The sequence below is a fragment of the Priestia koreensis genome, from assembly GCF_001274935.1.
Classification (GTDB): domain Bacteria; phylum Bacillota; class Bacilli; order Bacillales; family Bacillaceae_H; genus Bacillus_AG; species Bacillus_AG koreensis.
On the sequence record NZ_LILC01000011.1, the window covers coordinates 105,474 to 127,984 of the forward strand.

The 22,511-nt window shown below is 40.3% G+C and carries 21 protein-coding genes; 18 read left to right on the forward strand and 3 right to left on the reverse strand.

Annotated features, from left to right (window positions below):
• Window positions 1-287 precede the first annotated feature (287 nt).
• Entirely contained in the window at window positions 288-1,979 is a 1,692-nt protein-coding gene (ezrA, locus tag AMD01_RS07800) for a septation ring formation regulator EzrA (protein WP_053400827.1), read from the forward strand.
• Window positions 1,980-2,015: 36 nt separating this feature from the next.
• Here the strand turns inward: ezrA and brnQ are convergent, their stop codons facing one another.
• The gene (brnQ, locus tag AMD01_RS07805) at window positions 2,016-3,353 is read right to left on the reverse strand and encodes a branched-chain amino acid transport system II carrier protein (protein WP_053400828.1); all 1,338 of its coding nucleotides are present in this window, start codon (window positions 3,351-3,353) and stop codon (window positions 2,016-2,018) included.
• A 190-nt stretch (window positions 3,354-3,543) separates the two neighbouring features.
• Between brnQ and AMD01_RS07810 the strand changes: the two genes are divergently transcribed.
• The 4 genes from AMD01_RS07810 (at window position 3,544) to AMD01_RS07825 (ending at window position 8,031) form a co-directional block, all read left to right on the forward strand.
• Window positions 3,544-4,692: a cysteine desulfurase family protein gene (locus tag AMD01_RS07810; RefSeq protein WP_053400829.1), complete on the forward strand. Its 1,149-nt coding sequence runs from the start codon at window positions 3,544-3,546 to the stop codon at window positions 4,690-4,692.
• Window positions 4,689-5,909 carry a tRNA uracil 4-sulfurtransferase ThiI gene (gene thiI / locus AMD01_RS07815; RefSeq protein ID WP_053400830.1) on the forward strand — a complete coding sequence of 407 codons (1,221 nt, stop codon included), beginning with the start codon at window positions 4,689-4,691 and terminating at the stop codon, window positions 5,907-5,909. The genes AMD01_RS07810 and thiI overlap by 4 nt, the downstream gene beginning before the upstream one ends.
• A 236-nt stretch (window positions 5,910-6,145) precedes the next feature.
• Entirely contained in the window at window positions 6,146-6,340 is a 195-nt protein-coding gene (locus AMD01_RS07820; protein ID WP_053401048.1) for an alpha/beta-type small acid-soluble spore protein, read from the forward strand.
• 95 nt (window positions 6,341-6,435) lie between these two features.
• Entirely contained in the window at window positions 6,436-8,031 is a 1,596-nt protein-coding gene (locus AMD01_RS07825) for an amidohydrolase (protein ID WP_425415121.1), read from the forward strand.
• A 62-nt stretch (window positions 8,032-8,093) separates the two neighbouring features.
• Here the strand turns inward: AMD01_RS07825 and AMD01_RS07830 are convergent, their stop codons facing one another.
• Window positions 8,094-8,897: an NAD kinase gene (locus AMD01_RS07830; RefSeq protein WP_053400832.1), complete on the reverse strand. Its 804-nt coding sequence runs from the start codon at window positions 8,895-8,897 to the stop codon at window positions 8,094-8,096.
• A gap of 149 nt (window positions 8,898-9,046) precedes the next feature.
• Between AMD01_RS07830 and sppA the strand changes: the two genes are divergently transcribed.
• The 9 genes from sppA (at window position 9,047) to AMD01_RS07875 (ending at window position 16,568) form a co-directional block, all read left to right on the forward strand.
• The gene (sppA, locus tag AMD01_RS07835; RefSeq protein ID WP_053400833.1) at window positions 9,047-10,057 is read left to right on the forward strand and encodes a signal peptide peptidase SppA; all 1,011 of its coding nucleotides are present in this window, start codon (window positions 9,047-9,049) and stop codon (window positions 10,055-10,057) included.
• Window positions 10,058-10,067: 10 nt separating this feature from the next.
• The gene (locus tag AMD01_RS07840; RefSeq protein WP_083446477.1) at window positions 10,068-10,559 is read left to right on the forward strand and encodes an RDD family protein; all 492 of its coding nucleotides are present in this window, start codon (window positions 10,068-10,070) and stop codon (window positions 10,557-10,559) included.
• Window positions 10,560-10,655: 96 nt separating this feature from the next.
• The gene (locus AMD01_RS07845) at window positions 10,656-11,363 is read left to right on the forward strand and encodes a DUF2953 domain-containing protein (RefSeq protein ID WP_053400834.1); all 708 of its coding nucleotides are present in this window, start codon (window positions 10,656-10,658) and stop codon (window positions 11,361-11,363) included.
• A gap of 12 nt (window positions 11,364-11,375) precedes the next feature.
• Complete coding sequence (gene ytfJ / locus AMD01_RS07850) at window positions 11,376-11,867, forward strand: GerW family sporulation protein (protein WP_053400835.1); 492 nt, start codon at window positions 11,376-11,378, stop codon at window positions 11,865-11,867.
• Between the two features lie 136 nt (window positions 11,868-12,003).
• Window positions 12,004-12,504, forward strand: a complete 501-nt coding sequence (tpx, locus tag AMD01_RS07855; protein ID WP_053400836.1) for a thiol peroxidase — start codon at window positions 12,004-12,006, stop codon at window positions 12,502-12,504.
• Between the two features lie 215 nt (window positions 12,505-12,719).
• The gene (locus AMD01_RS07860) at window positions 12,720-13,709 is read left to right on the forward strand and encodes a class I SAM-dependent methyltransferase (RefSeq protein WP_053400837.1); all 990 of its coding nucleotides are present in this window, start codon (window positions 12,720-12,722) and stop codon (window positions 13,707-13,709) included.
• 186 nt (window positions 13,710-13,895) lie between these two features.
• Window positions 13,896-15,083, forward strand: a complete 1,188-nt coding sequence (locus tag AMD01_RS07865; protein WP_053400838.1) for an acetate kinase — start codon at window positions 13,896-13,898, stop codon at window positions 15,081-15,083.
• 131 nt (window positions 15,084-15,214) lie between these two features.
• Window positions 15,215-16,060 carry an EcsC family protein gene (locus tag AMD01_RS07870; protein WP_053400839.1) on the forward strand — a complete coding sequence of 282 codons (846 nt, stop codon included), beginning with the start codon at window positions 15,215-15,217 and terminating at the stop codon, window positions 16,058-16,060.
• Complete coding sequence (locus tag AMD01_RS07875) at window positions 16,053-16,568, forward strand: MogA/MoaB family molybdenum cofactor biosynthesis protein (RefSeq protein ID WP_053400840.1); 516 nt, start codon at window positions 16,053-16,055, stop codon at window positions 16,566-16,568. Before AMD01_RS07870 ends, AMD01_RS07875 begins: the two co-directional genes overlap by 8 nt.
• A gap of 40 nt (window positions 16,569-16,608) precedes the next feature.
• On the opposite strand, the gene AMD01_RS07880 is transcribed toward AMD01_RS07875, so the two are convergent.
• Window positions 16,609-16,926, reverse strand: a complete 318-nt coding sequence (locus AMD01_RS07880) for a hypothetical protein (RefSeq protein ID WP_053400841.1) — start codon at window positions 16,924-16,926, stop codon at window positions 16,609-16,611.
• Window positions 16,927-18,198: 1,272 nt separating this feature from the next.
• Between AMD01_RS07880 and AMD01_RS07885 the strand changes: the two genes are divergently transcribed.
• The 4 genes from AMD01_RS07885 to ald all read left to right on the forward strand — a co-directional run bounded on the left by AMD01_RS07885 (window position 18,199) and on the right by ald (window position 22,383).
• Entirely contained in the window at window positions 18,199-19,425 is a 1,227-nt protein-coding gene (locus AMD01_RS07885) for an argininosuccinate synthase (protein ID WP_053400842.1), read from the forward strand.
• Entirely contained in the window at window positions 19,422-20,810 is a 1,389-nt protein-coding gene (gene argH / locus AMD01_RS07890; protein ID WP_053400843.1) for an argininosuccinate lyase, read from the forward strand. The genes AMD01_RS07885 and argH overlap by 4 nt, the downstream gene beginning before the upstream one ends.
• Window positions 20,811-20,911: 101 nt before the next feature.
• Window positions 20,912-21,073 (forward strand): hypothetical protein, encoded by a 162-nt coding sequence (locus tag AMD01_RS24445; protein WP_169775943.1) that lies wholly within the window; start codon window positions 20,912-20,914, stop codon window positions 21,071-21,073.
• 188 nt (window positions 21,074-21,261) lie between these two features.
• Window positions 21,262-22,383, forward strand: a complete 1,122-nt coding sequence (gene ald, locus AMD01_RS07895) for an alanine dehydrogenase (protein ID WP_053400844.1) — start codon at window positions 21,262-21,264, stop codon at window positions 22,381-22,383.
• Window positions 22,384-22,511: the final 128 nt, after the last annotated feature.

Genomic DNA, 22,511 nt, shown 5'->3' on the forward strand with positions numbered 1-22,511 from the left:
ATAATAGACTACACCGAGTCAAAAAAAATATAAACTGATTTCTCCGGAAGGCTCATTTTTTCTGTCTTTTTACCGATCAAATGCTTATACATGTGGTTTTTGTCGAATAAAATGCAAGGAACGACAAAATCACAAGATTTTATGCAAAAAAATATAAAAATTTCATCAAAAACAGCTAGGATCGTGGTATCATAAAAACATTGACAAAAAAAGTTTATTTCGTATTTTAAACCATTCATATACATAATAAATTGTAGCATTGGACCGGGAGTTTAAGGGGGCTTAGTATGGAACTTACTATAGCGATAATTATCCTCATTATTGGATTAATTATTTATGGATTTTATTCAAGAAAAAAGATTTACAAAGAAGTAGATCGGCTTGAAGCCTTTAAAATGGAACTGATGAACAAACCTGTAGCGGAAGAAATTGCGAAGGTTAAAGAGTTAAATATGATTGGTGAGACGGAGCAGCTGTTCGAGCGCTGGCGTAATGATTGGGATGATATTGTTACAACCGACCTTCCGAAGATCGATGAATTGCTGTTGGAAACGGAAGAAGTGGCTGATAAATATCGCTTTAAAAAAGCGAACCAATTAATTATACATACGGAGCAAACGCTTTTAGAGATCGAAGAAAGCATTTCAGAGATTTTAAAAGAGTTAAAAAACCTTATCGGAAGCGAGCAAAGCAATCGTCATGATATTGAAGAAGTGACCGAGCTTCACCGTGTCGTAAAGAAAAAAGTGCTCGCACATCGTCATTCATATGGAAATGCAGAGGAGAATTTGGATAAGGTTCTTCAAAATGTAAAAGAGCGCTTTGTGGAATTTGAAGAAGCAACGAATAACGGGAACTATTTACATGCTCGTGAAATTGTAATCGGCATTCATGAGGATCTAACGGTTCTTAATGAGTATGTAGAACAAATTCCAAAATTGTTGGTTGAGTGTCAGACAACGCTGCCTTCCCAATTACAAGAGTTATTAGATGGATACAGAGAAATGCAGGCACAAGGATATGTGCTCGATCATCTACAGGTTGAAGAAGCTGTTCAGCTCTTACAAGAGCAAACCATTGCTATCACGGCGCTCATCGAGGATTTACAGGTTGAGGAAGCCATTGTGCAGCTAGCAGATGTGAATGATCGTCTTGATCACTTATACGATTCTCTAGAGCAAGAGGTTATGGCTTACCACAAGATGAATCGTGAATTAAGCTCAATTTCACATCTCTTAAAAACATTGCAGGAAAAAAATAGAGGCTTACGTGAAGAAACGGTATTCGTTCAGCAAAGCTATCACCTTCAGGAAAAAGATGTGGAAGTTTTCCATCGTATGGATCGTGAAGTGAAAAGACTGACAAACCTTTATTACACCATTTCGAACAAAATTGCGGATCACCAGCTAGCATATACTATTATTCAGGAAGAGCTAGAAGAGGTATCCAAGCAGCTTAAACAGCTCGAAGAAATTCAAAAAGAGTACGTCGAAACGCTTCAAACGTTACGAAAAGATGAAATACATGCAAAAGAAAAAATCACGGATCTTAAAAAGCAACTTATTGAAGCAAGAAGACTTATTCAACAAGGAAATCTTCCTGGGGTAAGCGTTGAATATAAACAGCGCGTAGAAGTCGCTAGACAACTTCTAGAAGAGGTATCCCTGAAGTTAGAAGAGAAGCCGTTGACGATGGAGGCTGTAAATGACTTATTGCAGCAGGCAGTCGAATCCGTGCAGTCTCTTTTTGAAGAAACTGAGCAAATGGTAGGCGAAGTATTTCTTGTAGAGAAAGTCATTCAATATGGCAATCGTTACAGAAGTACGCATCCTGCTGTTGCACAGTCACTGCGACAATCGGAAGAATCGTTCCGCAACTATGAGTATCATGCAGCTCTCGAACAAGCTGCTAGTGCTATTGAAGGCGTAGAGCCAGGAGCTATGCAACGAATTCAAGGCATTTTAACCGAACGGAAATAAAAAAGATCGTTCACCGCACATGGTGAACGATCTTTTTTATTTCACCTCAGTGGTTTGGCGTCGGACATAACCAATAATCCAGCCAACGAACCCCACCAAAATGGCGGGAATAAGCCAGCCAATTTGGTTCTCGTAGAGAGGCACGTAGCTGGTTAAAAAGTGATTAATAGGGCCTAGTGGAATTTTTGCTGCATTCAGCGCATCAAAAAAACTAATTATGGCTCCTGCTGTTACGGAGCCGATGTAGACTTCTTGATAAATCCAAAAATTTTTATCGACTAGTGAAAGGATAATCAAAATAATCGCGATCGGATAAAGAAACGTTAAGAGAGGCGTTGAAATGCTAATAAGCTTTGTCAGTCCTACATTTGACACAACTAGGCTAAAGATTGAAATCAGCACAATCGCCACTCGATATGACAAACCTCTTATTTGTTTGGAAAGAAATTCGCCGCATGCTGTCAAGAGCCCGATTGATGTGGTGAGGCACGCGAACGTGATTGCGATAGCCAAAATGATGATGCCAAAGGGTCCAAACAGGACCTTCGCTACGTTTGTTAAAATGTCCCCGCCGTTTGCTTGAACACCTATAGCTGATACGCTCGATGCTCCTATGTAGGCAAGGGAAATGTAAACAAGCGCTAACCCAACAGCGGCAATTACCCCCGCTTTCATACAAGTAGATGCGATTCGTTTTGGCTCCGTAATTCCTTTGTCTTTAATACTCGTAATGACAACAATACCAAATACTAGGGCGGCAATGGCATCCATTGTTAAGTAGCCGTCTAAAAAGCCTTTGAAAAATGGTGCGTTCGCATATGCCTGCTGTGGTGGCTGAAACGATCCCATTGGAGTGATCAGACTTTTTATGACGAGCAGTGCTAGTACACCTAGGAGAAGCGGCGTTAGTATTTTTCCAACCGTATCCACGATTTTAGAAGGATTCATAGCAAGCCAAAGCGTAATGCCGAAAAAAATAACGGTATAAATGAATAGATATACACCGCTACTTTTAGCTGCTTCATTCAAAAAGGGAGTAACACCAATTTGAAAAGCGACCGTTCCTGTACGAGGAATCCCAAAGAAAGGTCCAATGGTTAAATACGTGATGAATGTAAAGCATAAGCCAAACACAGGATGAACCCTTTTAGCTACCCCTGAAAAGTCACCTTTTACCCTCGAAGCAGCGATAATTCCCAACAGGGGAAGCCCCACTCCTGTTAACAAAAATCCGCCAATTCCGATGAAAGTATTCGTTCCTGCCTGTTGTCCGAGAGCAGGAGGAAAGATCATATTTCCAGCGCCAAAAAAAAGAGCAAACAGCATTAAGCCTACAGCAAGCAATTCTTTTTTTGTTAGTTCATATTGTTTCATAGCTCCTCCTATTACTTTCTTCTTTCCTCTATTTTGTTACATCTTCAGTCAATTCATTACGAAATAAATCACGGGATAAAAGAATATTCTGACATAAGAGAACCTAGGGAGCTGTTATTTTCATTCATTTTCAACTGTGGTATCATAACTTGACATTAACATTAACTGTTTAAAAAAGGGAGTAAATGCAGTGATTTATCTTGATAATAGCGCCACTACTCAACCATATAAAGAAGTAATCGATTCGTTTGTGAAAGTTAGCACTGATTATTTCGGAAATCCGTCGTCCTTACACGGACTAGGCGGACAAGCGGAGCGATTGCTCAGTCGCTCTCGTGAACAAGTTGCGACTCTTTTGAACGTATCACCAAAAGAGATTGTTTTTACCTCTGGAGGGACAGAAGGGAATAATATGGCGATTAAAGGTGTCGCCTTTCAATATCAAAACCGTGGAAAACATATCATTACAACAGAGATTGAACATGATTCCGTTCATCAGCCGTTTAAACAGCTAGAAGAATGGGGATTTGATGTGACCTATCTATCGGTGAACGAAGAAGGTCTCATCTCAGTGGAGGAATTAAAGAATTCCTTACGTGAGGATACTATTCTTGTCTCTGTTATTCATGTTAATAATGAAACAGGTGTTATTCAGCCGATAGCTGAAATTGGTCATATGCTGGATGAATATCCGAAGGCTATTTTTCATGTTGATCACGTCCAGGGGATTGGAAAAGTCCCGCTTGATTTTAAAAAGGCTTCTATTGATCTCCTTACCTTATCGGGCCATAAGTTCCATGGTCTCAAAGGAACAGGAGTTTTATACGCACGTGAAGGGATCAAACTAGCTCCCTTATTAAGTGGTGGCGAACAAGAGTCACATTTTCGATCAGGTACCGAAAATGTTCCTGGAGTTGTTGCGCTCGCTAAAGCACTACGAATGACACTTGAGAATGCGGACGATAAAAATGAACGTATAAAAAAACTTCGTAAGATTTTAGTGGGCCAATTATCTGATCAAAGACACTTAACGATTAATAGCCCGTCACATGGTGCTCCTCATATTTTAAATGTTACGTTTCATGGAATGAAGGCGGAAGTATTTGTTCATGCCTTAGAGGACAAAGGTATATATGTATCTACAACGTCTGCATGCTCATCAAAAAAGAAAAGTCCAAGTAAAACGCTTCTTGCAATGGGGAAAAAACGAGAAGATGCCGATCAAGCGATTCGAATCAGTCTTTCCTATCAAACAACGCAAGAGGATGCTGAAAAGGCAGTAACAGCTATTTTACAAGCAGTAGAAGAATTGAAAGAAGTTGTGAAGGAGAAACGATAATGTACAATCATATTTTAATTCGATACGGTGAAGTGTCGACAAAAGGTCAAAACCGCAAGCAGTTTTTAACGCGTTTACGTAAGCATATTTTACATGTGCTGGCTGATTTCCCCTCTATTCTAATTGAGCAAACGAGAGATCGTATGTACATTCATTTAAAAGGGGAAGACCCAAAGCCAATGATTCCGAAGCTTCAAGAAGTATTTGGGATTCAAAGCTTTAGTCTAGCTTTAAAAGTGGACTCAGAAATGGATCAAATTAAAGAAGCGGCTTTAAAGGCAATTGAAGAGTTTGATCAACCGGAAAAAACATTTAAGGTATCTGCAAGACGCTCAGATAAACAGTTTGAATTTGATACAAACGGCATTAATCATGAGGTTGGCGGTCACATTTTACGAAACACAACGAACTTAACGGTTAACGTAAAAAAACCGGATATTAATCTGCGAGTAGAAGTTCGAACAGAAGCGACGTACATTATGTGCTTTGACTATCCAGGAGCTGGAGGATTGCCAGTTGGTTCCGGTGGGAAAGCGATGCTTATGCTTTCTGGTGGGATCGATAGCCCAGTAGCTGGTTATTTATCCATGAAGCGCGGTTTAGAAATTGAAGCGGTTCATTTCCATAGTCCTCCGTTTACAAGTGAGCGTGCCAAACAAAAAGTAATCGACCTTGCACAGAAGCTTGTTAAATACGGTCACAAAGTTCGTTTACATGTTGTGCCATTTACAGAGGTTCAGCAAGCTGTACACAAACAAGTACCTGAAAACTACACGATGACATCCACTAGACGTATGATGCTTCGTATCACGGATAAAATCAGAGAGCAAGAGCAGGCGCTAGCCATTGTAACGGGTGAGAGCCTTGGACAAGTAGCGAGTCAAACGGTTGAAAGCATGTATGCGATTAATGAAGTGACGAATACGCCAATTATTCGACCTCTTATCGCAATGGATAAAACGGAAATTATTAATATCGCAAGAGAAATTGATACGCATGACATTTCAATCCGTCCATACGAGGATTGCTGTACGATCTTTACACCAGCTCAACCAAAAACGAGACCGAGACGTGAAAAAGTAAATCGTTACGAAGCATTTTACGATTTCGAGCCGTTAATTGATGAAGCGGTAAGAAATACAGAAGTGTTGGAATTTACAAGTGAAACGGACATGACTCAAAAAGAAACAGTTGCCGTTGAGAACGATTTATTTTAATCGTTGAATAATTTTATAAGACAATGAAAGACTATCCTAGGAAACACGGATAGTCTTTTTTGTTGTGTTGGTAGACGATTCAAATAGAGCCGGAAATGGCTTTTTTGTAAGTGAAAACTCTTCATTATTTGACAAAAGAAGAAGGGTTTAAACATAAAGAAAAAATTACCAAAAAATTTTTGTATGAACATTTGAACTTTGACACAATCTATATTCAACAAGGAGGTGACACACACATGGCAAACACAAACAAATTAGTAGTTGCTGGTTCTCAAGCAGCTATCGACCAAATGAAATACGAAATCGCTTCTGAATTCGGGGTAAACCTTGGAGCTGAAGCTACTGCTCGCGCTAACGGATCTGTTGGTGGAGAAATCACTAAACGCTTAGTTCAAATGGCTCAACAACAATTAGGCGGAAGCTACAAATAATTATACACATGGCTACAGAGAGTGAGCGAAAGCTCACTCTTTTCTATTTTCTCTCTAATTGATTATAATAAGAATAATGAAAAAATTTTAGGGAGATGTTGAATGTGGCCACACTTTGGTTTGGTGGAACGATTTATACAATGGTAAATGAACATGAAACAGTGGAGGCGATACTAGTAGAGGACGGAACGATTCTTGAGACAGGTAGTGTGGCTACCCTACAAGAAAAGTACGAAAATCGAATAAATGAGAAAATCAATTTGCAAGGAAAGGTGTTATACCCAGGATTTGTAGATAGTCACATTCATTTAATCGGGCACGGGGAAAAGTTACTTCGACTAGATTTATCCGCTGCCACATCAGCAGAGGAAGTACTGCAATTAGTAGAGGAAAAAGTAAAAACAACGCCACATAACGAATGGATTATTGCCGAAGGATGGGATGAAAATCAGTGGAAGACTCCACGCATTATTCATCGCAAAGAGCTCGATGCAATCACAAGCAATCATCCAATTATTATGAAACGTATTTGTCGCCATGCCTTGATTGCTAATACATATGCACTGACATTATCAGGAGTGACCAATGATGTAAAAGAACCACAAGGCGGAATTGTAGATAGAGAAGAAGACGGAACCATCACGGGATTCTTAGTGGATGAAGCACAGCAACTTGTGACGAGCAAAATGCCTCTTCCTTCCGAAAATTATTTGCAGCGTGCTCTTCAGTTGTCGGTTCAAGATGCTTTTAGCAAGGGATTGACGGGAGCTCATTCAGAGGACTTAAACTATTATGGTGGATTTTTGCGTACATATGAAACGTTTCAACAAGTGATTAATGGGTCTAAAACAAAATTTCGTGCGCACTTATTAGCTCATTATGGTGTAGCAGAGGATGCTTTTTCGTATGCGGATCACCATGAAGATCCGTTTATTGAAATTGGCGCGATGAAAATTTTTGCAGATGGCTCTCTAGGCGGAAGGTCTGCTCTGTTAAGTAAGCCTTACGAAGATGATGAGACGACACAAGGAGTGGCGATTCACACCCAAGACGAGCTATCGGATTTAGTAAAAAAAGCACGAACATTTGGACGAACGGTTGCCATCCATGCGATTGGTGATTTGGCATTTGAATACGTAATTACGAGTTTAGAAAAGCATCCACCAAAAGCAGGTCAGCGCGATCGAATTATTCATGCTCAGATTTTGCGTCCTGACTTAATTGAACGAGCGAAAACTCTTCCGATGATTCTTGATATTCAGCCCCGATTTGTAGCAAGTGATTTTCCGTGGGTAGAGGAGAGACTTGGCCATGAGCGGATGAAATCGTGCTATGTGTGGAAAACACTTATTCAAAAAGGGTTTCACTGTGCAGGAGGATCAGATGCCCCAATTGAGCCAATGGATCCACTACTTGGTATTCATGCGGCGGTATCACGTAAAAATAGCCCCGCTTCGTATAACGTATATATGCCTGAAGAGAAGCTTTCTGTTTTTGAAGCCGTTCGATTATTTACATACGAAAGTGCGTACGCGATCAACAGAGAGAATGAGGTTGGATTAGTTTCACCGGGATACAAAGCAGATTTCACAGTTCTGAATCATGATTTATTCAACATAGAAGAAGATGAAATTCCAAATGCAGGCGTATATATGACGGTAGTGGACGGAACTACTATGTTTCAACAATAGGATTTGATCGATCAATACGAAAAGGCGCTCTCAATAAAAGAGAGCGTCTCCTAAAGTACGGATTATAAGAAAGTGCGTTGCACGCGTTGCCAAAATGAATTGTCTTTTAGTTTAACGGTTTTTACTTGCTGATCTGCAAGTGAAATGGTGATTTTTTCTACCTGCTTTGAACTAATGGCCTCGTTATCTAGTCCAATCGTTGGGTAATGTGGGTTATCAGGCGAAAAACGTAGTGTTAACGTATTCTGGTCGCTTAAGATAAACGAAGATCCTAGCGTACGATATTGATTATTATTTAAAGACGCAATTTCACTCACCTGTAAGCACGGAAGAAGTGGATCTACGACCGCTCCGTTTACGGACTTATTGTAAGCCGTACTTCCAGTTGGGGTTGCGACAATCATGCCGTCTCCTCGGAACGTTTCAAAATGGAGCTCGTTAATAAATACTTCCATTTCAAATGTTTTAATGAGTGAAGAACGTATTGAACATTCATTCAATGAATAAACGGGTGGGTTTTGATCAATTTGTGTTTGGATGACTGGAAAGCGTCTTACTTCTACTTCGCGATTGCTAACCGCTTCAACCATCTTATCCGTATCCTCAATATGGAAATCGCAATAAAAGCTCAGTTGATTAGCTGTTGTAATCCCAGCATAGAGGCAATCATCACGGAACCCTGATTGACGAACAGCTTGAAGGAAATCTCCGTCTCCGCCTACTGAAATGATGATGCTTGCTTCTTTCATAGTGTGAACGATTGTAAAATCATGTTTTTCTGCTAGCTCTTGTAAGGGCTTAACACGATTAATTGTTTCAGCATCTTTTTTGTGGAAAAAATAAATGTTGCGGCGATTTGTTGTCATGGAAGTTCCCCCTTGTTTGATCGTAATAATAGTAAGAAAGCATTCATGTTCTTCAAAAGAATTTGATACACTATATATGTATTCTACGAAATTTTTCAGAAAAATAAAAGAATTATCCTATTTTTCAGTTAATTACAGGAGGTTTTTACATGAACAAAAGGCGTTGGGTAGCCCTAGGACTTGCGATAGGATTGTTCTTAATTTCAATTCTTGTAAGCGTTACGACGAGCGTACTGTTTAACGATGTCGGAGAAGGTCTTTCATCTGTTATGGGGGATGACGAAGGGTTTGCGGAAAAAGTCATCAAAGATGGAAATGACGCGAAGAAGATCGTCGTTCTCGAAGTGAGTGGAGTCATCCAGGATACAGGGGAATCATCTTCTCCATTTCAAAGTGGAGGGTACAATCACCAAGAGTTCCTAAAAATGATTGATCAAGCGAAAAATGATCCGCAAGTAAAAGGGCTTATTGTAAAAGTGAACTCACCTGGCGGAGGCGTCGTTGAGAGTGCTGAAATACATAAGAAGCTGGAAGAATTCAAAGAGAAGACAAAGCATCCAGTTTACATTTCAATGGGCAGTATGGCAGCATCAGGCGGTTATTATATCTCAACAGCAGCGAATAAGATTTATGCCATACCTGATACCCTAACAGGATCTTTAGGTGTGATTATGCAAAGTCTTAACTACGGTGAGCTTGCCAAAAACTTCGGTGTGAAAAATGAGACCATTAAAAGCGGTCCTTACAAAGATATTATGTCACCAACACGTGAGATGACGGCGGCGGAAAGACAAATTATGCAACGTCTCGTTGATAATGCATACGGTGGATTTGTGAACGTAATCTCAAAAGGACGAAATCTTTCCGAAGAACAGGTACGAAAGGTTGCGGATGGCCGTGTGTATGACGGAAGACAGGCAAAAGAGTTAAAACTAGTAGATGAATTAGGATATTTTGATGACACGGTAAAAGGGATGAAAAAAGATGAGCATCTAAAAGGAGCAGAAGTTGTTTCATATGAGTCCTCTTCGTTAGGTCTATCTTCTTTCTTATCCATGAGCGCACAAAAAGTGCTAGGAAACACGCAAGAGCTAACAGGAATGCTGAAGCTGCTTAGCAATCCAAGTTCTCCGCGCTTAATGTATCTGTATGCAGAATAGGAGTGAGTAAATGGATTATACAGACAATTATTCTACTAATGAACCTATTCACACAGCACCTGACATGACTGTATCAAAGGAGCGGGTTATGATCAGATATGCGGGATTTTGGATGAGGTTTTGGGCGTATCTTGTTGATTTAATTGTCATTGGTAGCTTAGAGAGAATTATCGTTAAGCCCCTATTTCATCTCTTGGGTTTATCTACTAATGATGGGTTACTAACGCTGTATGGATTTGTATCGGCACTTGTATTTTATGGATATTTTGTATTCATGACGAGGTGGTTCGGGCAGACGCTTGGGAAAATGATCTTTGGACTACAGGTCATTGATCTCAAAGATGATCGCTTGCGATGGTCTACGATTATATTTCGAGAAGTGATTGGCCGATATGTCGCGAAAACCATATTGCTAATTGGGTACTTGCTTGTTGCGTTTTTACCACAAAAACAAGGACTACATGATTATTTTGCGGGCACAACGGTCATTCATCGTTCATAAGCGAAGGGAAGGAAAAGACAAACATTCTTTTCCTTCTTTTTTTGTTTATTTTTTTCTCTTAAGGAAATAATAGAAAGTTGAGAAGAGGTGAACGTTTTGATATGGATATGGTCGGTTTTATTAATTCTAGTTGTGCTTCTTTTCCTTCTATTTTGGACAAAGCTAACCATTGTTCTTGTAATTAAACACATAGGTGACGATGACCGTATTACGCTGAAGTTTTCAGCGTGGTTTGGATTGATACGATATAAATACGAAATTCCACTTATTCAAGTGGATGACGATTCACCTACTTTGGTAGTAGAAGAGAAAAAAGGAACAGATACAGCGGACGGCAATTTAAAAAACGACAAAACGAAAAAGTTTTCAATACATGATATTCAGGAAACGGTTCACAATACGCGAGAGCTGTTCCGTCATATTATTGGATTTCACAAAATCATTCGAAGGCTTTTGAAGAGAGTTACGCTTACTGATATTAGTTGGCGGTCAGCAATCGGTGCTGGAGATGCCGCTTATACAGGCATGTTAGTCGGAGCCGTGTGGACGGCAAAAAGCGGTATCATCTCACTTATGAGCCAATATTTCCGATTAGTAGGGCAGCCCTTTATTGCGATTCAACCAGATTTTCAGCGTCTTCGTTCGCAAACGCATTTATCTTGCATATTTAAGTTTCGGATCGGGCATGCTATAGTAGCAGGTTTACTAGTATTCAAGTATTGGCGCAGTGCTTATGGAGGGCGAAAGGAATTATTCGCTCAGCTTTTCAACAAGGACAAACAACAGTCATCTGTTGAATCTTAGGAGGTACATAGAATGGAACATCCAATTAAAGGACTTATGTCCACCGCAATGGAAAACTTAAAAGATATGATTGACGTAAATACGATTATCGGTGACCCAGTTGAAACACCTGATGGGAGCGTCATCTTAACCGTATCAAAAGTTGGTTTTGGATTTGCTGCTGGTGGAAGTGAGTTTTTCTCAGACGGATCAACGAACAAATCTGATTCTAGTTCATCCCACAACCATCAAGGAGAACAGCATAAAAGTCTGTTACCATTCGGTGGAGGAAGCGGTGGTGGAGTATCTATCACGCCAATCGCATTTTTAATCGTCAATTCATCTGGTATTAAGATGCTTCATCTTAATGAAGGTACACATCTCTTGGAGAAAATTCTGGATACGGCTCCTCAAACATTAGAAAAAATTCAGCAAGTATTTAAACGAGACAAAAAGCACAATGATCACGTTCATACAGAACCACACAGTGATCACGTAGATCCAAATCATCGCTACGACCTATAAAAGCACCTTTTTGGTGCTTTTTTGTGTGCGGAGGAAAAAAGAGAAAATATTCGACCTTTAGGAAGGTAAATGATTGCATTGGTGTTGAAAGATAGATTAAGATTACACTGTACATATTCGATTAAGGGAGGAAATAATGATGGCAGTTACATTTAAAGGAAATCCAGTAACACTATTAGGCAATCAAGTAAAAGTAGGAGATACGGCTCCTAACTTTACGGTATTAGCAAACGATTTATCTGAGGTAACTCTTGACGATACAAAAGGTTCTGTTCGTTTAATCAGCGTTGTTCCTTCTATTGACACAGGGGTTTGTGATGCACAAACTCGTCGTTTTAACGAGGAAGCGGCAAAACTTGATAACGTAAAGGTGCTAACAGTGAGCGTAGACTTACCGTTTGCTCAAAAACGCTGGTGTGGTGCGAACGGCATTGAGAACGTTCAAACCGTATCTGATCACCGCGATTTATCATTTGGTGAAGCTTACGGAGTAGCTATTCAAGAACTTCGTTTGTTAGCTCGTTCTGTATTCGTAGTGGATTCAAACGACAAAGTAACATACGTAGAGTATTTAGATGAAGTAACAAATCACCCTAACTATGATGCGGCAATTGAAGCAGTAAAAGCTGCAAAATAAGCGTCATTTTTTGCTGACGAGGAGCCTCAAACGGTCTGAACAACGTTTGAGGCTCCTTTTTTTGTGCAACGCTTTTCTTTGTGATAGAATGTAGTGCTCGGATAAAGTACAATATGCTTGAGTACGAGTGACTACTAAATGATAACAACTTAACTGATAAACCATAAAGTTCGCGGTAGAGCGAGCATAAATAGATAAAAGTAGGAGGAACGTAAATGAATGATTTTTCAAAGGTCGAGACTCTCTTTCAAGTCATCGATCAAACAGCGCTCATTTTAAGAAAAGAATTGGATTGTTCGTACCTTGAAGCGGTCGCAGAAACAGGTGAAAATTTATTTCATGGTGATGTGCTACAAGATGAATTAGATGAAGTAACGGTAAGACGACTTAAAAAAGAATATGACAAAATTAGCCTAGATCGTACAGAGTCTGAATTGATTCGTAAAGGATATCAGCTTGCCATTTTAAAAGGGATGAAAGAAGCGATTCAGCCGAATCATCAAATGACACCTGATACAGTTGGGATGTTCATGAGCTACTTAGTCGGTAAGTTTATGCACAATCACTCCACTTATACGGTATTAGATCCAGTGATCGGAACCGGGAACCTTCTAACAACGGTGCTAAATGGACAAAATAAAGTCGAGCAAGCGTACGGTGTGGACGTGGACGAGCTGTTAATCAAGCTTGCTTATGTCAGTGCGAACCTGCAAAAACACCCGATTCAGTTCTTCAATCAAGATAGCCTGCAGCCGTTGTTTATTGATCCTGTAGATCTTGTTGTTGCTGATCTCCCTGTTGGATACTATCCAAATGATGAGGGAGCAAAAGAGTATCGCTTGAAAGCAGATGAAGGACATTCATACGCACATCATCTTCTGATTGAGCAAAGCTTAAACTATGTAAAAGAAGGCGGCTACGTGATGGCGCTTGTTCCGAATAACTTATTTGAAAGCGAGGAAGCTCCAAAATTACACGAGTTTCTGAAAGAAGCAACGGTTATTCAAGGACTTATTCAATTGCCACTTTCTATTTTTAAACAAGAAAGTCACGCTAAAAGCATCTTTATTTTACAAAAGAAAGGAGCAGATGTTGAAGCTCCTAAGCAAGCACTACTTGTCGATCTTCCGAAGTTCACCAACAAAGAAGCGATGGGCAAAATGATGGGTGAAATTGATCAGTGGTTTGCCGTTAATAAACGCTAACAACCTTTCAGAAAATAATGAATTTTCATCGTGAACGCTTACAATTCGTTGAAGCTCTTGCAATATGACAGTACGAATGATTAAATGAATGAGGATAGAATATGTGTCGAAATGCATAGAATATTGTAGAGTGAAAAAATATATTCAATCAGTTTTTCGTACGAAAAAAAGGAGCTGTTTCATAAGATGTCAAAAATCATGGCCATCAATGCTGGAAGTTCTTCACTTAAATTTCAATTGTTTGAAATGCCAAGTGAAAATGTTCTAACAAAAGGTCTTGTTGAGCGTATCGGTTTAAAGGATTCTATTTTTACAATTTCCGTAAACGGTGAGAAGAAAACTGAAATTACAGATATTCCAGATCATGCAGTAGCGGTAAAAATGTTAGTAGATAAACTACTTTCTGAAGGTATTATCAAATCTTATGATGAAATTACAGGTGTAGGTCATCGTGTTGTTCACGGTGGAGAGAAGTTCAACGATTCTGTGCTTGTTACAGATGAAACGCTAGCAGAGATCGAGGCACTATCTGATCTAGCACCACTTCACAACCCTGCGAACGTAGTGGGAATCAAAGCATTCCAAGAAATTTTACCAAGCATCCCAGCAGTAGCAGTGTTTGATACAGCATTCCATCAAACGATGCCTGAGCAATCATTCTTATACAGCCTACCATATGAGTACTATGAAAAATACGGTATGCGTAAATACGGCTTCCACGGTACATCTCATAAATATGTATCAGAGCGTGCAGCAGAGCTTTTAGGTCGTCCGGTTGAGCAATTACGTTTAATTTCTTGTCACTTAGGTAACGGTGCAAGTATCGCAGCAATTGAAGGCGGTAAATCAATTGATACATCCATGGGCTTCACACCATTAGCTGGTGTTGCAATGGGAACTCGTTCAGGAAACATTGACCCTGCTTTAATTCCTTACATTATGGAAAAAACAGGAAAAGACGCAAATGAAGTACTGCAAGTATTGAACAAAGAAAGTGGTCTTCTAGGTATTTCTGGTCTTTCAAGTGATTTGCGCGACCTTATTCAGCAAGCAGATGAAGGTAATGACCGTGCTCGCGTTGCATTAGAAGTATTCTCTGGACGTATCCATAAATACATCGGTTCTTATGCAGCTCGTATGAGTGGTGTTGATGCGATCATCTTCACAGCTGGTATCGGTGAAAATAGTGCAGTTATGCGTGAACGTATCCTTCGTGGATTAGAATTCATGGGTGTATACTGTGATCCATCTCTTAACAACACAATGGGAGAAGAAGCTTTCTTAAGCTATCCTCATTCACCTGTTAAAGTTATGGTTATCCCAACAAACGAAGAAGTTATGATTGCACGCGACGTTGTTCGTTTAAGCAACTAAGTATAAATAGATGGGGAACCTAGTCACATGACTAGGTTCTTTTTTTATGACAGCCATTTTATCACTCTTTTCATGGTTGGGTCCGTTATTTGTTATAATGTGAGTAAATAAGCATTTGAAGGGGTGGAGAAATGAGTGTACATAATCGTGAAGAACAACTAAAGCTGGACATTATGCAATGGCAGGAGCAGTTAAGTCGGTACGAAGTATCAAAATGGGAAAAAGGATACGAAGAGTGGATAGATAAAATGCTGGCTAAAATTCCTGATGAGACAGCTCAAACATATCTACAGCGTATGGATGGATGGCTTTATCAGTTGACGACGGTCATTCAAGGCACCCAGCTACAAACGAATGCAAAAGAGCGCATTTTAGAGACGGCCCGTGTATTTAACAGCGACATCGAAAAGATAGAAGATCTTCAATCGTTGTCTATTGATCAGCTATCTTTTATATGTGAGCAACAGGTAAGCAAGCAGCGGCTCGTATCACTGATTCAAGGTACTTTAGCCGGAACGGGTAAGCCTGTATTGTTAGGAACAGATCTGGTCGCCATGCTTGCCACAAATCTACATGCTATTCATGTCATTGGAATGTCTTACGGTTATAAAATGAATAGTCCTTTTGAATTAATGCTCTCTCTAAAAGTGTTCCATGCCGCTAGTTTGCCAAAACGCTGGCAACGAAGCGGGTGGGATATGCTAGTAGAAGAATTAAGAGAAACAGACCTGCCGTTCTTTTACGAAGGTGATGAGCAGGTAATTGATAAGACATGGATTGAAAAGGCTGGTCTGCAAATTGGGAAAGCGTGCTTAATCTTATTAACGAAACGTCAATCTTTGCAAAAACTTCCACTGATCAGCATGGCTATCGGAGCTGGTGTGAATTACCAATTCACAAAGCAAGCAACGGATTATGCAAAGCGTTTTTATCAATATCGCTTTTTAGAAGGAAAGGACGAAACATACAGTGAATAACAGTCAAGAGCATGCCAAAACGGCCCCACAGCAATTACAGTGCTGGGTTGTGACGATTAGTGATACAAGGACAGAGGAAACAGACAAAAGTGGTAAGAGAATTATCTCGCTCCTAGAAGAGGCCGGTCATCATATTCAAGGATACGAGATTGTGGCTGATGATCAACAGCACATTCAGCAGGCGGTACTGTCTGCAACACTGCGATCAGATGTAGATATTATTATTACAAATGGTGGAACAGGCATTTCACTTCGAGACGTTACGATTGAGAGCGTCACGCCCCTTCTTCAAAAGGAGATTGTTGGATTTGGGGAATTGTTCCGTATGTTAAGTTATACAGAGGACATTGGTGCAGCTGCGATGATGAGTCGTGCAGTAGCGGGTGTGATTGGTGAGAAGGCGCTGTTCTCATTGCCAGGTTCAACAGGAGCGGTTACGCTTGGAATGAACAAGCTGATTTTACCTCAGGCTAGACATGTAGTAGGAGAAATACGAAAACAACGATAAAATGGTCAAAAGCAAAAGTGATTCGTCACTTTTGCTTTTTTTATGCATGTTTTTTAGATGAGGTCATGTTTTGGTTAGTACGATACCAAATCCAAAGGTCGTTGATAATAGAAGCAAGGCCGGCGATTTCGCTATTCAGCTCACATGAACGAACGAAATTTTCTTCGTTATCTAGCTGTGCTTGTTTTTGATTAATGAGCTGTTCGACTTCTTTGATGCGATCCGGAATATGACCACGGATTTGTTCCCATTCTGTCAAGATTTGCTGCTGAGTATGAAGGTCGATTGTCTCCCATTCTACTGTTAAAACAGGTTTTTTAATGCCTAAGCGTTTGTCATAGGTAAAATAATCGCCCATCCTCCCACATCCTTTTGCATTTTTTCTTTTAGTGTATCGCAATTGGAAGTATAGTTCTATTTTTATGTGAAAAGTAGATCGGTCCTTCGTTTCAGATTGCTTCGCTTTCCACGGGGCGAGCGTTGAGCTTCCTCGTCATTCCATTCCTGCGGGATCTCATCTGTCTCGCTAATCCCGTAGGAGTCTTCGGATCTTTCACTTCGGACCTAGTGTTGTTAAATGGGGAAAGTAAGACAGAATTACTCTTCTTATTTGGTGTGTCATTATAAGGATTATTGTTTCCGATGGGAGTAAGCTCTTTCTGATTGTTCGTCCTTTCATTCCGGTCTGATGTGTAGAAATGTGAAAAGTAGTCCGGTCCTTCGTTTCAGATTGCTTCGCTTTCCACGGGGCGAGCGTTGAGCTTCCTCGTCATTCCATTCCTGCGGGATCTCACCTGACTCGCTAATCCCGTAGGAGTCTTCGGATCTTTCACTTCGGACCTAGTGTCGTTAAATGAGGAAAGTCAAAGAGGATCGTTTCTTTTATATGGGTGTTTTATTATAAGAACTATTGTTTCCAATGGGAGTAAGCTCTTTCTAATTGCTTGGTCTTCCATTCCGGTCCAGGTATGTGAAAAAGCAGGTCGGTCCTTCGTTTCAGATTGCTTCGCTTTCCACGGGGCGAGCGTTGAGCTTCCTCGTCATTCCATTCCTGCGGGATCTCACCTGACTCGCTCATCCCGTAGGAGTCTTCGGATCTTTCACTTCGGACCTATTGTTGTTAAATGAGGAAAGTGAAAGAGGATCGTGCCTTTTATATAGGTGTTTTATTATAAGGATTATTGTTCCAAATGGGAGTAAGCTCCTTCTAGTTGTTGGTCTTCTCATACCGGTCTGATGTGTAGATATGCGAAAAAGCAGGTCGGTCCTTCGTTTCAGATTGCTTCGCTTTCCACGGGGTGAGCGCTGAGCTTCCTCGTCACTTCGTTCCTGCGGGATCTCATCTGACTCACTAGTCCCGTAGGAGTCGGTCATCTTCCATTCCAGTCCGATGTGCGGTTGAAAAGGTAGACGAATGTTGCAGTATGTGAGGAAGAAGTAGAAATAGTTCTCCTTTACATTGTTTTTTTGTTCAAATGGTTCTGTGCTTCAAACATCCACATGTATGAAAAAATAAATATTTATACTTTTTTATGAATAAGTATTGAAAAAAGATGTTATTACTGTTACATTATTATTAACTTAAATGAATAAAAATAGATTTTTATATAGATAGAGGAGGAACAGCATAATGAGTAAATCTAAGATTGTGCTTGCATATTCAGGAGGATTAGATACATCGGTGGCGGTGAAGTGGTTACAGGAAAAAGGTTATGACGTAATTGCTTGTTGTTTAGATGTCGGTGAAGGGAAAGACTTAAACTTTGTAAAACAAAAGGCTTTGCAAGTTGGAGCGATTGAGTCTTATGTGATTGATGCAAAAGAAGAATTTGCGAATGTTTATGCATTAGCAGCTCTTCAAGCACACACGTTGTATGAAGGGAAATATCCACTTGTTTCTGCACTTTCACGTCCGCTGATCGCCAAAAAGCTCGTAGAAGTAGCTGAAAAAGAAGGAGCGGTAGCTGTGGCGCACGGCTGCACAGGGAAAGGGAACGATCAGGTTCGCTTCGAGGTATCAATTAAAGCGTTAAATCCAGATCTTGAAGTAGTGGCACCCGTTCGTGACTGGAAATGGTCCCGTGAAGAGGAAATTGAATATGCAAAAGAGCATAACATTCCGATTCCAATCAACTTAGATAGCCCATTCTCAATTGACCAAAATTTATGGGGAAGAAGCAATGAGTGTGGGGTATTAGAAGATCCATGGGCAGCACCACCTGAAGAAGCTTATGATTTAACAGCTTCATTAGAGAAAGCGCCAGATGTGGCTGATACGGTCGAAATCACATTCGAAAAAGGAATTCCGGTTGCGTTAAACGGTGAGCTTTATTCTCTGGATCAACTTATTTTAGCGTTAAACGAACTGGCTGGGAAACACGGCGTTGGAAGAATTGATCACGTTGAAAATCGTTTAGTTGGGATTAAGTCACGTGAGGTGTACGAATGCCCAGGAGCAATGACACTTATTAAAGCTCACAAGGAACTAGAAGACTTAACGCTTGTAAAAGAAGTAGCGCATTTCAAACCGGTTATCGAGAAAAAACTAACAGAAATTATCTATGAAGGTCTATGGTTTTCCCCATTAACAAAAGCACTACTTGCATTTTTAGAAGAAACGCAACAATATGTGAATGGCGTTGTACGCGTGAAATTATTTAAAGGGCACGCGATTGTAGAAGGTCGTCAATCAGCAAACTCGTTATACAATGAAAAACTTGCGACGTATACGAAAGATGATGAATTTGATCATAATGCAGCTGTTGGTTTTATCTCTCTTTGGGGGCTTCCAACAAAAGTTCACAGCATGGTAAACAAGACAGAAGCGGTGAAGGATAACGAGAAGGTGACACTATGAGCAAATTATGGGGAGGGCGTTTCACGAAACGCCCTGAACAATGGATCGACGAATTTGGTGCATCCATTGAATTCGATAAACAGCTAGTAGAAGAAGATATTGAGGGAAGCCTAGCTCACGTGAAAATGCTTGCTAAATGTAACATTCTTTCACAAGAAGAGGCTGGAGAAATTCAAGCAGGTCTCACAACCTTATTAGATAAAGCGAAGAAAAAAGAACTTTCGTTTTCTGCTCAATATGAAGATATTCATCTTAACATTGAAAAGTTACTAATTGATGAAATTGGGCCAGTAGGCGGTAAGCTTCATACAGGACGTAGCCGTAATGACCAAGTGGCGACAGACATGCATCTTTATTTGAAGAAGCATGTTCAGACGATTACAGGTCTTATTAAAGAGCTGCAAAATGTGCTAATTGTCAAAGCGGAAAAGCACGTGGAAACCGTGTTCCCAGGATACACACATTTACAGCGTGCCCAACCTGTTTCGTTTGCACATCATTTGTTGGCGTATTTTTGGATGCTTCAACGTGACGTAGAACGATTTGAAGAATCACTAAAGCGTATTGACCTCTCTCCTTTAGGAGCGGGTGCACTAGCAGGTACGACATTTCCAATCGATCGTGAATACACGGCTGAACTGTTAGGGTTCTCCGGAATTTACGAAAATAGTATGGATGCTGTCAGCGACCGTGATTTTATTTTAGAGTTTTTAAGTAATAGCTCGATGCTAATGATGCACCTGTCACGTTTTTGTGAGGAGCTTATTATTTGGTCGAGCCAAGAGTTTCAGTTTATTGAAATGGATGATACGTATGCTACGGGAAGTAGCATCATGCCGCAAAAGAAAAATCCTGATATGGCTGAATTAATTCGTGGAAAAACGGGTCGCGTGTACGGTGAATTGTTTGGTTTGCTTACCGTATTAAAAGGCACACCTCTTGCATATAACAAAGACCTGCAAGAAGATAAGGAGGGAATGTTTGATACGGTTACAACCGTAGAAGGCAGCCTCACTATCTTCGCAGGTATGATTGAGACGATGACAGTTAAGGAACAACGTATGTCTCAAGCAACAAAGCAAGACTTCTCCAATGCAACGGAACTTGCGGATTATTTAGCAGCAAAAGGTATGCCGTTTAGACAGGCTCATGAAGTAGTAGGGAAGCTGGTTCTTACGTGTATTCAAAAAGGAATTTATTTAATGGATCTATCTCTTGAAGAATATCAAGAAATGTCTTCATTATTCCAACAAGATATTTACGAGGTATTAGATCCATACAATGCTGTTAGTCGTCGTGATAGCGCAGGTGGCACTGGTTTCAAACAGGTCAAAAAAGCGATTCAAAAAGCAAAGGACTGTGTTCAGCAACCTATATTCGTTTAAAAGAGAAAGAATGAGCGATGCTCGTTCTTTCTCTTTTTTTTGTATAAAAATCCACAAATAGCAGAACATACAAAAGATTATTTGATAAAGGAGCGAGGAACATGAGCGAAAAGAAACGTCCACAAAATCAATTTGAATACAACGAACAAGGTGACCAAGAAACGTCACAGCAAATTATGGATGCCTATTCAAGCGGTGTTGTAGGTGGAGAACATCCATCTCAAACGACACAAAGCACAAAAGATACGCAAGAAGAAATGTAATGTAACGAAGCAACCGAGGGCTTTTGTGAAAGCCCTTTTTGTTTTGAGTTAAATCCCTTTAGAAAATTTATCCATCAAAAGCTTATGCGAGCGTTATATAAGAACAAAAAGGGAATAACTTATTGTATAAGGCACTTCCTTTCCATAAAAGTGAACGAATACAAGTCATTTTCTTAGGAGGAATTTTGATGAAGATCGGGGTCCCAAAAGAAATCAAAAACAATGAAAATCGTGTAGCCATTACGCCCGCAGGGGTTTTTCACTTTATAAATCAGGGACACGAGGTATTTGTTGAAAAAGGAGCGGGGATTGGATCGGGTTTTTTAGATGACCAATATGTACAGGCAGGGGCTCAGATTGTAGAGCGAGCAGAAGAGGCTTGGGGACAGGAAATGGTCATGAAGGTAAAAGAGCCGCTTCCTGAAGAATACGGTTATTTCCGAGAAGGGTTAATTTTATTTACATATCTACATTTAGCAGCGGAAGCTTCTCTTACAAAAGCGCTCACGGATGCGAAGGTTGTAGGCATTGCTTATGAAACGGTTCAGCTTCCTAACCGCTCACTGCCACTCCTAACACCGATGAGCGAGGTGGCAGGAAGAATGTCATCACAAATTGGCGCACAGTTTTTAGAAAAGCCCAAAGGTGGAAAAGGAATTTTGCTAAGCGGAGTTTCTGGTGTACAGCGAGGAAAGGTAACGATTATTGGTGGCGGGGTAGCCGGAACAAACGCGGCGAAGATTGCGATTGGCCTTGGGGCAGACGTGACAATTATTGATTTAAATGTGGAACGTCTTCGTCAATTAGAAGATATTTTTGGAAAAGAGATCAAAACATTGATGTCGAATCCAATGAATATTGCCGAAGCTGTTCAAGAATCTGATCTTGTCATTGGCGCAGTACTCATTCCAGGTGCAAAAGCACCAAAGCTCGTCACAGAAGAAATGATCAAAAGCATGAAACCAGGCTCTGTTGTCGTGGATATTGCGATCGACCAAGGTGGTATTTTTGAGACGACTGACCGTATGACTACTCACGACAACCCTACGTACACAAAGCATGATGTGCTTCATTATGCCGTAGCAAATATGCCTGGAGCTGTCCCGCGCACTTCAACGATGGCGCTGACGAATGTGACGGTTCCGTATGCGGTTGATATTGCCAACAAAGGTTATGTTAAAGCGTGTGTCCAAAACGAAGCCCTGCTAAAAGGCATTAACACGCTTCAGGGATTTGTGACGTATGCGGCGGTGGCAGATGCGCACGGTCTTGTTTATTCAGATGCACATACTCTTTTAAAGCAGGCATAGATACAATAGCTTTTACGCGCAGGAATTAATGAAATCACTAAGAGGTTAAAAATAGAGATTTTAACCTCTTTTTTGTATGATTACATAAGAGGCGTAATGGGTAGTTTAGTACATATGCCTAAAATGAA

Excerpts from the sequence above, each read along its gene's own strand:
- ezrA (WP_053400827.1), top strand. The coding sequence starts at position 288 with ATGGAACTTACTATAGCGATAATTATCCTCATTATTGGATTAATTATT.
- brnQ (WP_053400828.1), bottom strand. The coding sequence starts at position 3,353 with ATGAAACAATATGAACTAACAAAAAAAGAATTGCTTGCTGTAGGCTTA.
- AMD01_RS07820 (WP_053401048.1), top strand. The coding sequence starts at position 6,146 with ATGGCAAACACAAACAAATTAGTAGTTGCTGGTTCTCAAGCAGCTATC.
- AMD01_RS07825 (WP_425415121.1), top strand. The coding sequence starts at position 6,436 with ATGTTGAATGTGGCCACACTTTGGTTTGGTGGAACGATTTATACAATG.
- AMD01_RS07830 (WP_053400832.1), bottom strand. The coding sequence starts at position 8,897 with ATGACAACAAATCGCCGCAACATTTATTTTTTCCACAAAAAAGATGCT.
- sppA (WP_053400833.1), top strand. The coding sequence starts at position 9,047 with ATGAACAAAAGGCGTTGGGTAGCCCTAGGACTTGCGATAGGATTGTTC.
- AMD01_RS07840 (WP_083446477.1), top strand. The coding sequence starts at position 10,068 with ATGGATTATACAGACAATTATTCTACTAATGAACCTATTCACACAGCA.
- ytfJ (WP_053400835.1), top strand. The coding sequence starts at position 11,376 with ATGGAACATCCAATTAAAGGACTTATGTCCACCGCAATGGAAAACTTA.
- tpx (WP_053400836.1), top strand. The coding sequence starts at position 12,004 with ATGATGGCAGTTACATTTAAAGGAAATCCAGTAACACTATTAGGCAAT.
- AMD01_RS07860 (WP_053400837.1), top strand. The coding sequence starts at position 12,720 with ATGAATGATTTTTCAAAGGTCGAGACTCTCTTTCAAGTCATCGATCAA.
- AMD01_RS07865 (WP_053400838.1), top strand. The coding sequence starts at position 13,896 with ATGTCAAAAATCATGGCCATCAATGCTGGAAGTTCTTCACTTAAATTT.
- AMD01_RS07870 (WP_053400839.1), top strand. The coding sequence starts at position 15,215 with ATGAGTGTACATAATCGTGAAGAACAACTAAAGCTGGACATTATGCAA.
- AMD01_RS07880 (WP_053400841.1), bottom strand. The coding sequence starts at position 16,926 with ATGGGCGATTATTTTACCTATGACAAACGCTTAGGCATTAAAAAACCT.
- AMD01_RS07885 (WP_053400842.1), top strand. The coding sequence starts at position 18,199 with ATGAGTAAATCTAAGATTGTGCTTGCATATTCAGGAGGATTAGATACA.
- argH (WP_053400843.1), top strand. The coding sequence starts at position 19,422 with ATGAGCAAATTATGGGGAGGGCGTTTCACGAAACGCCCTGAACAATGG.
- AMD01_RS24445 (WP_169775943.1), top strand. The coding sequence starts at position 20,912 with ATGAGCGAAAAGAAACGTCCACAAAATCAATTTGAATACAACGAACAA.
- ald (WP_053400844.1), top strand. The coding sequence starts at position 21,262 with ATGAAGATCGGGGTCCCAAAAGAAATCAAAAACAATGAAAATCGTGTA.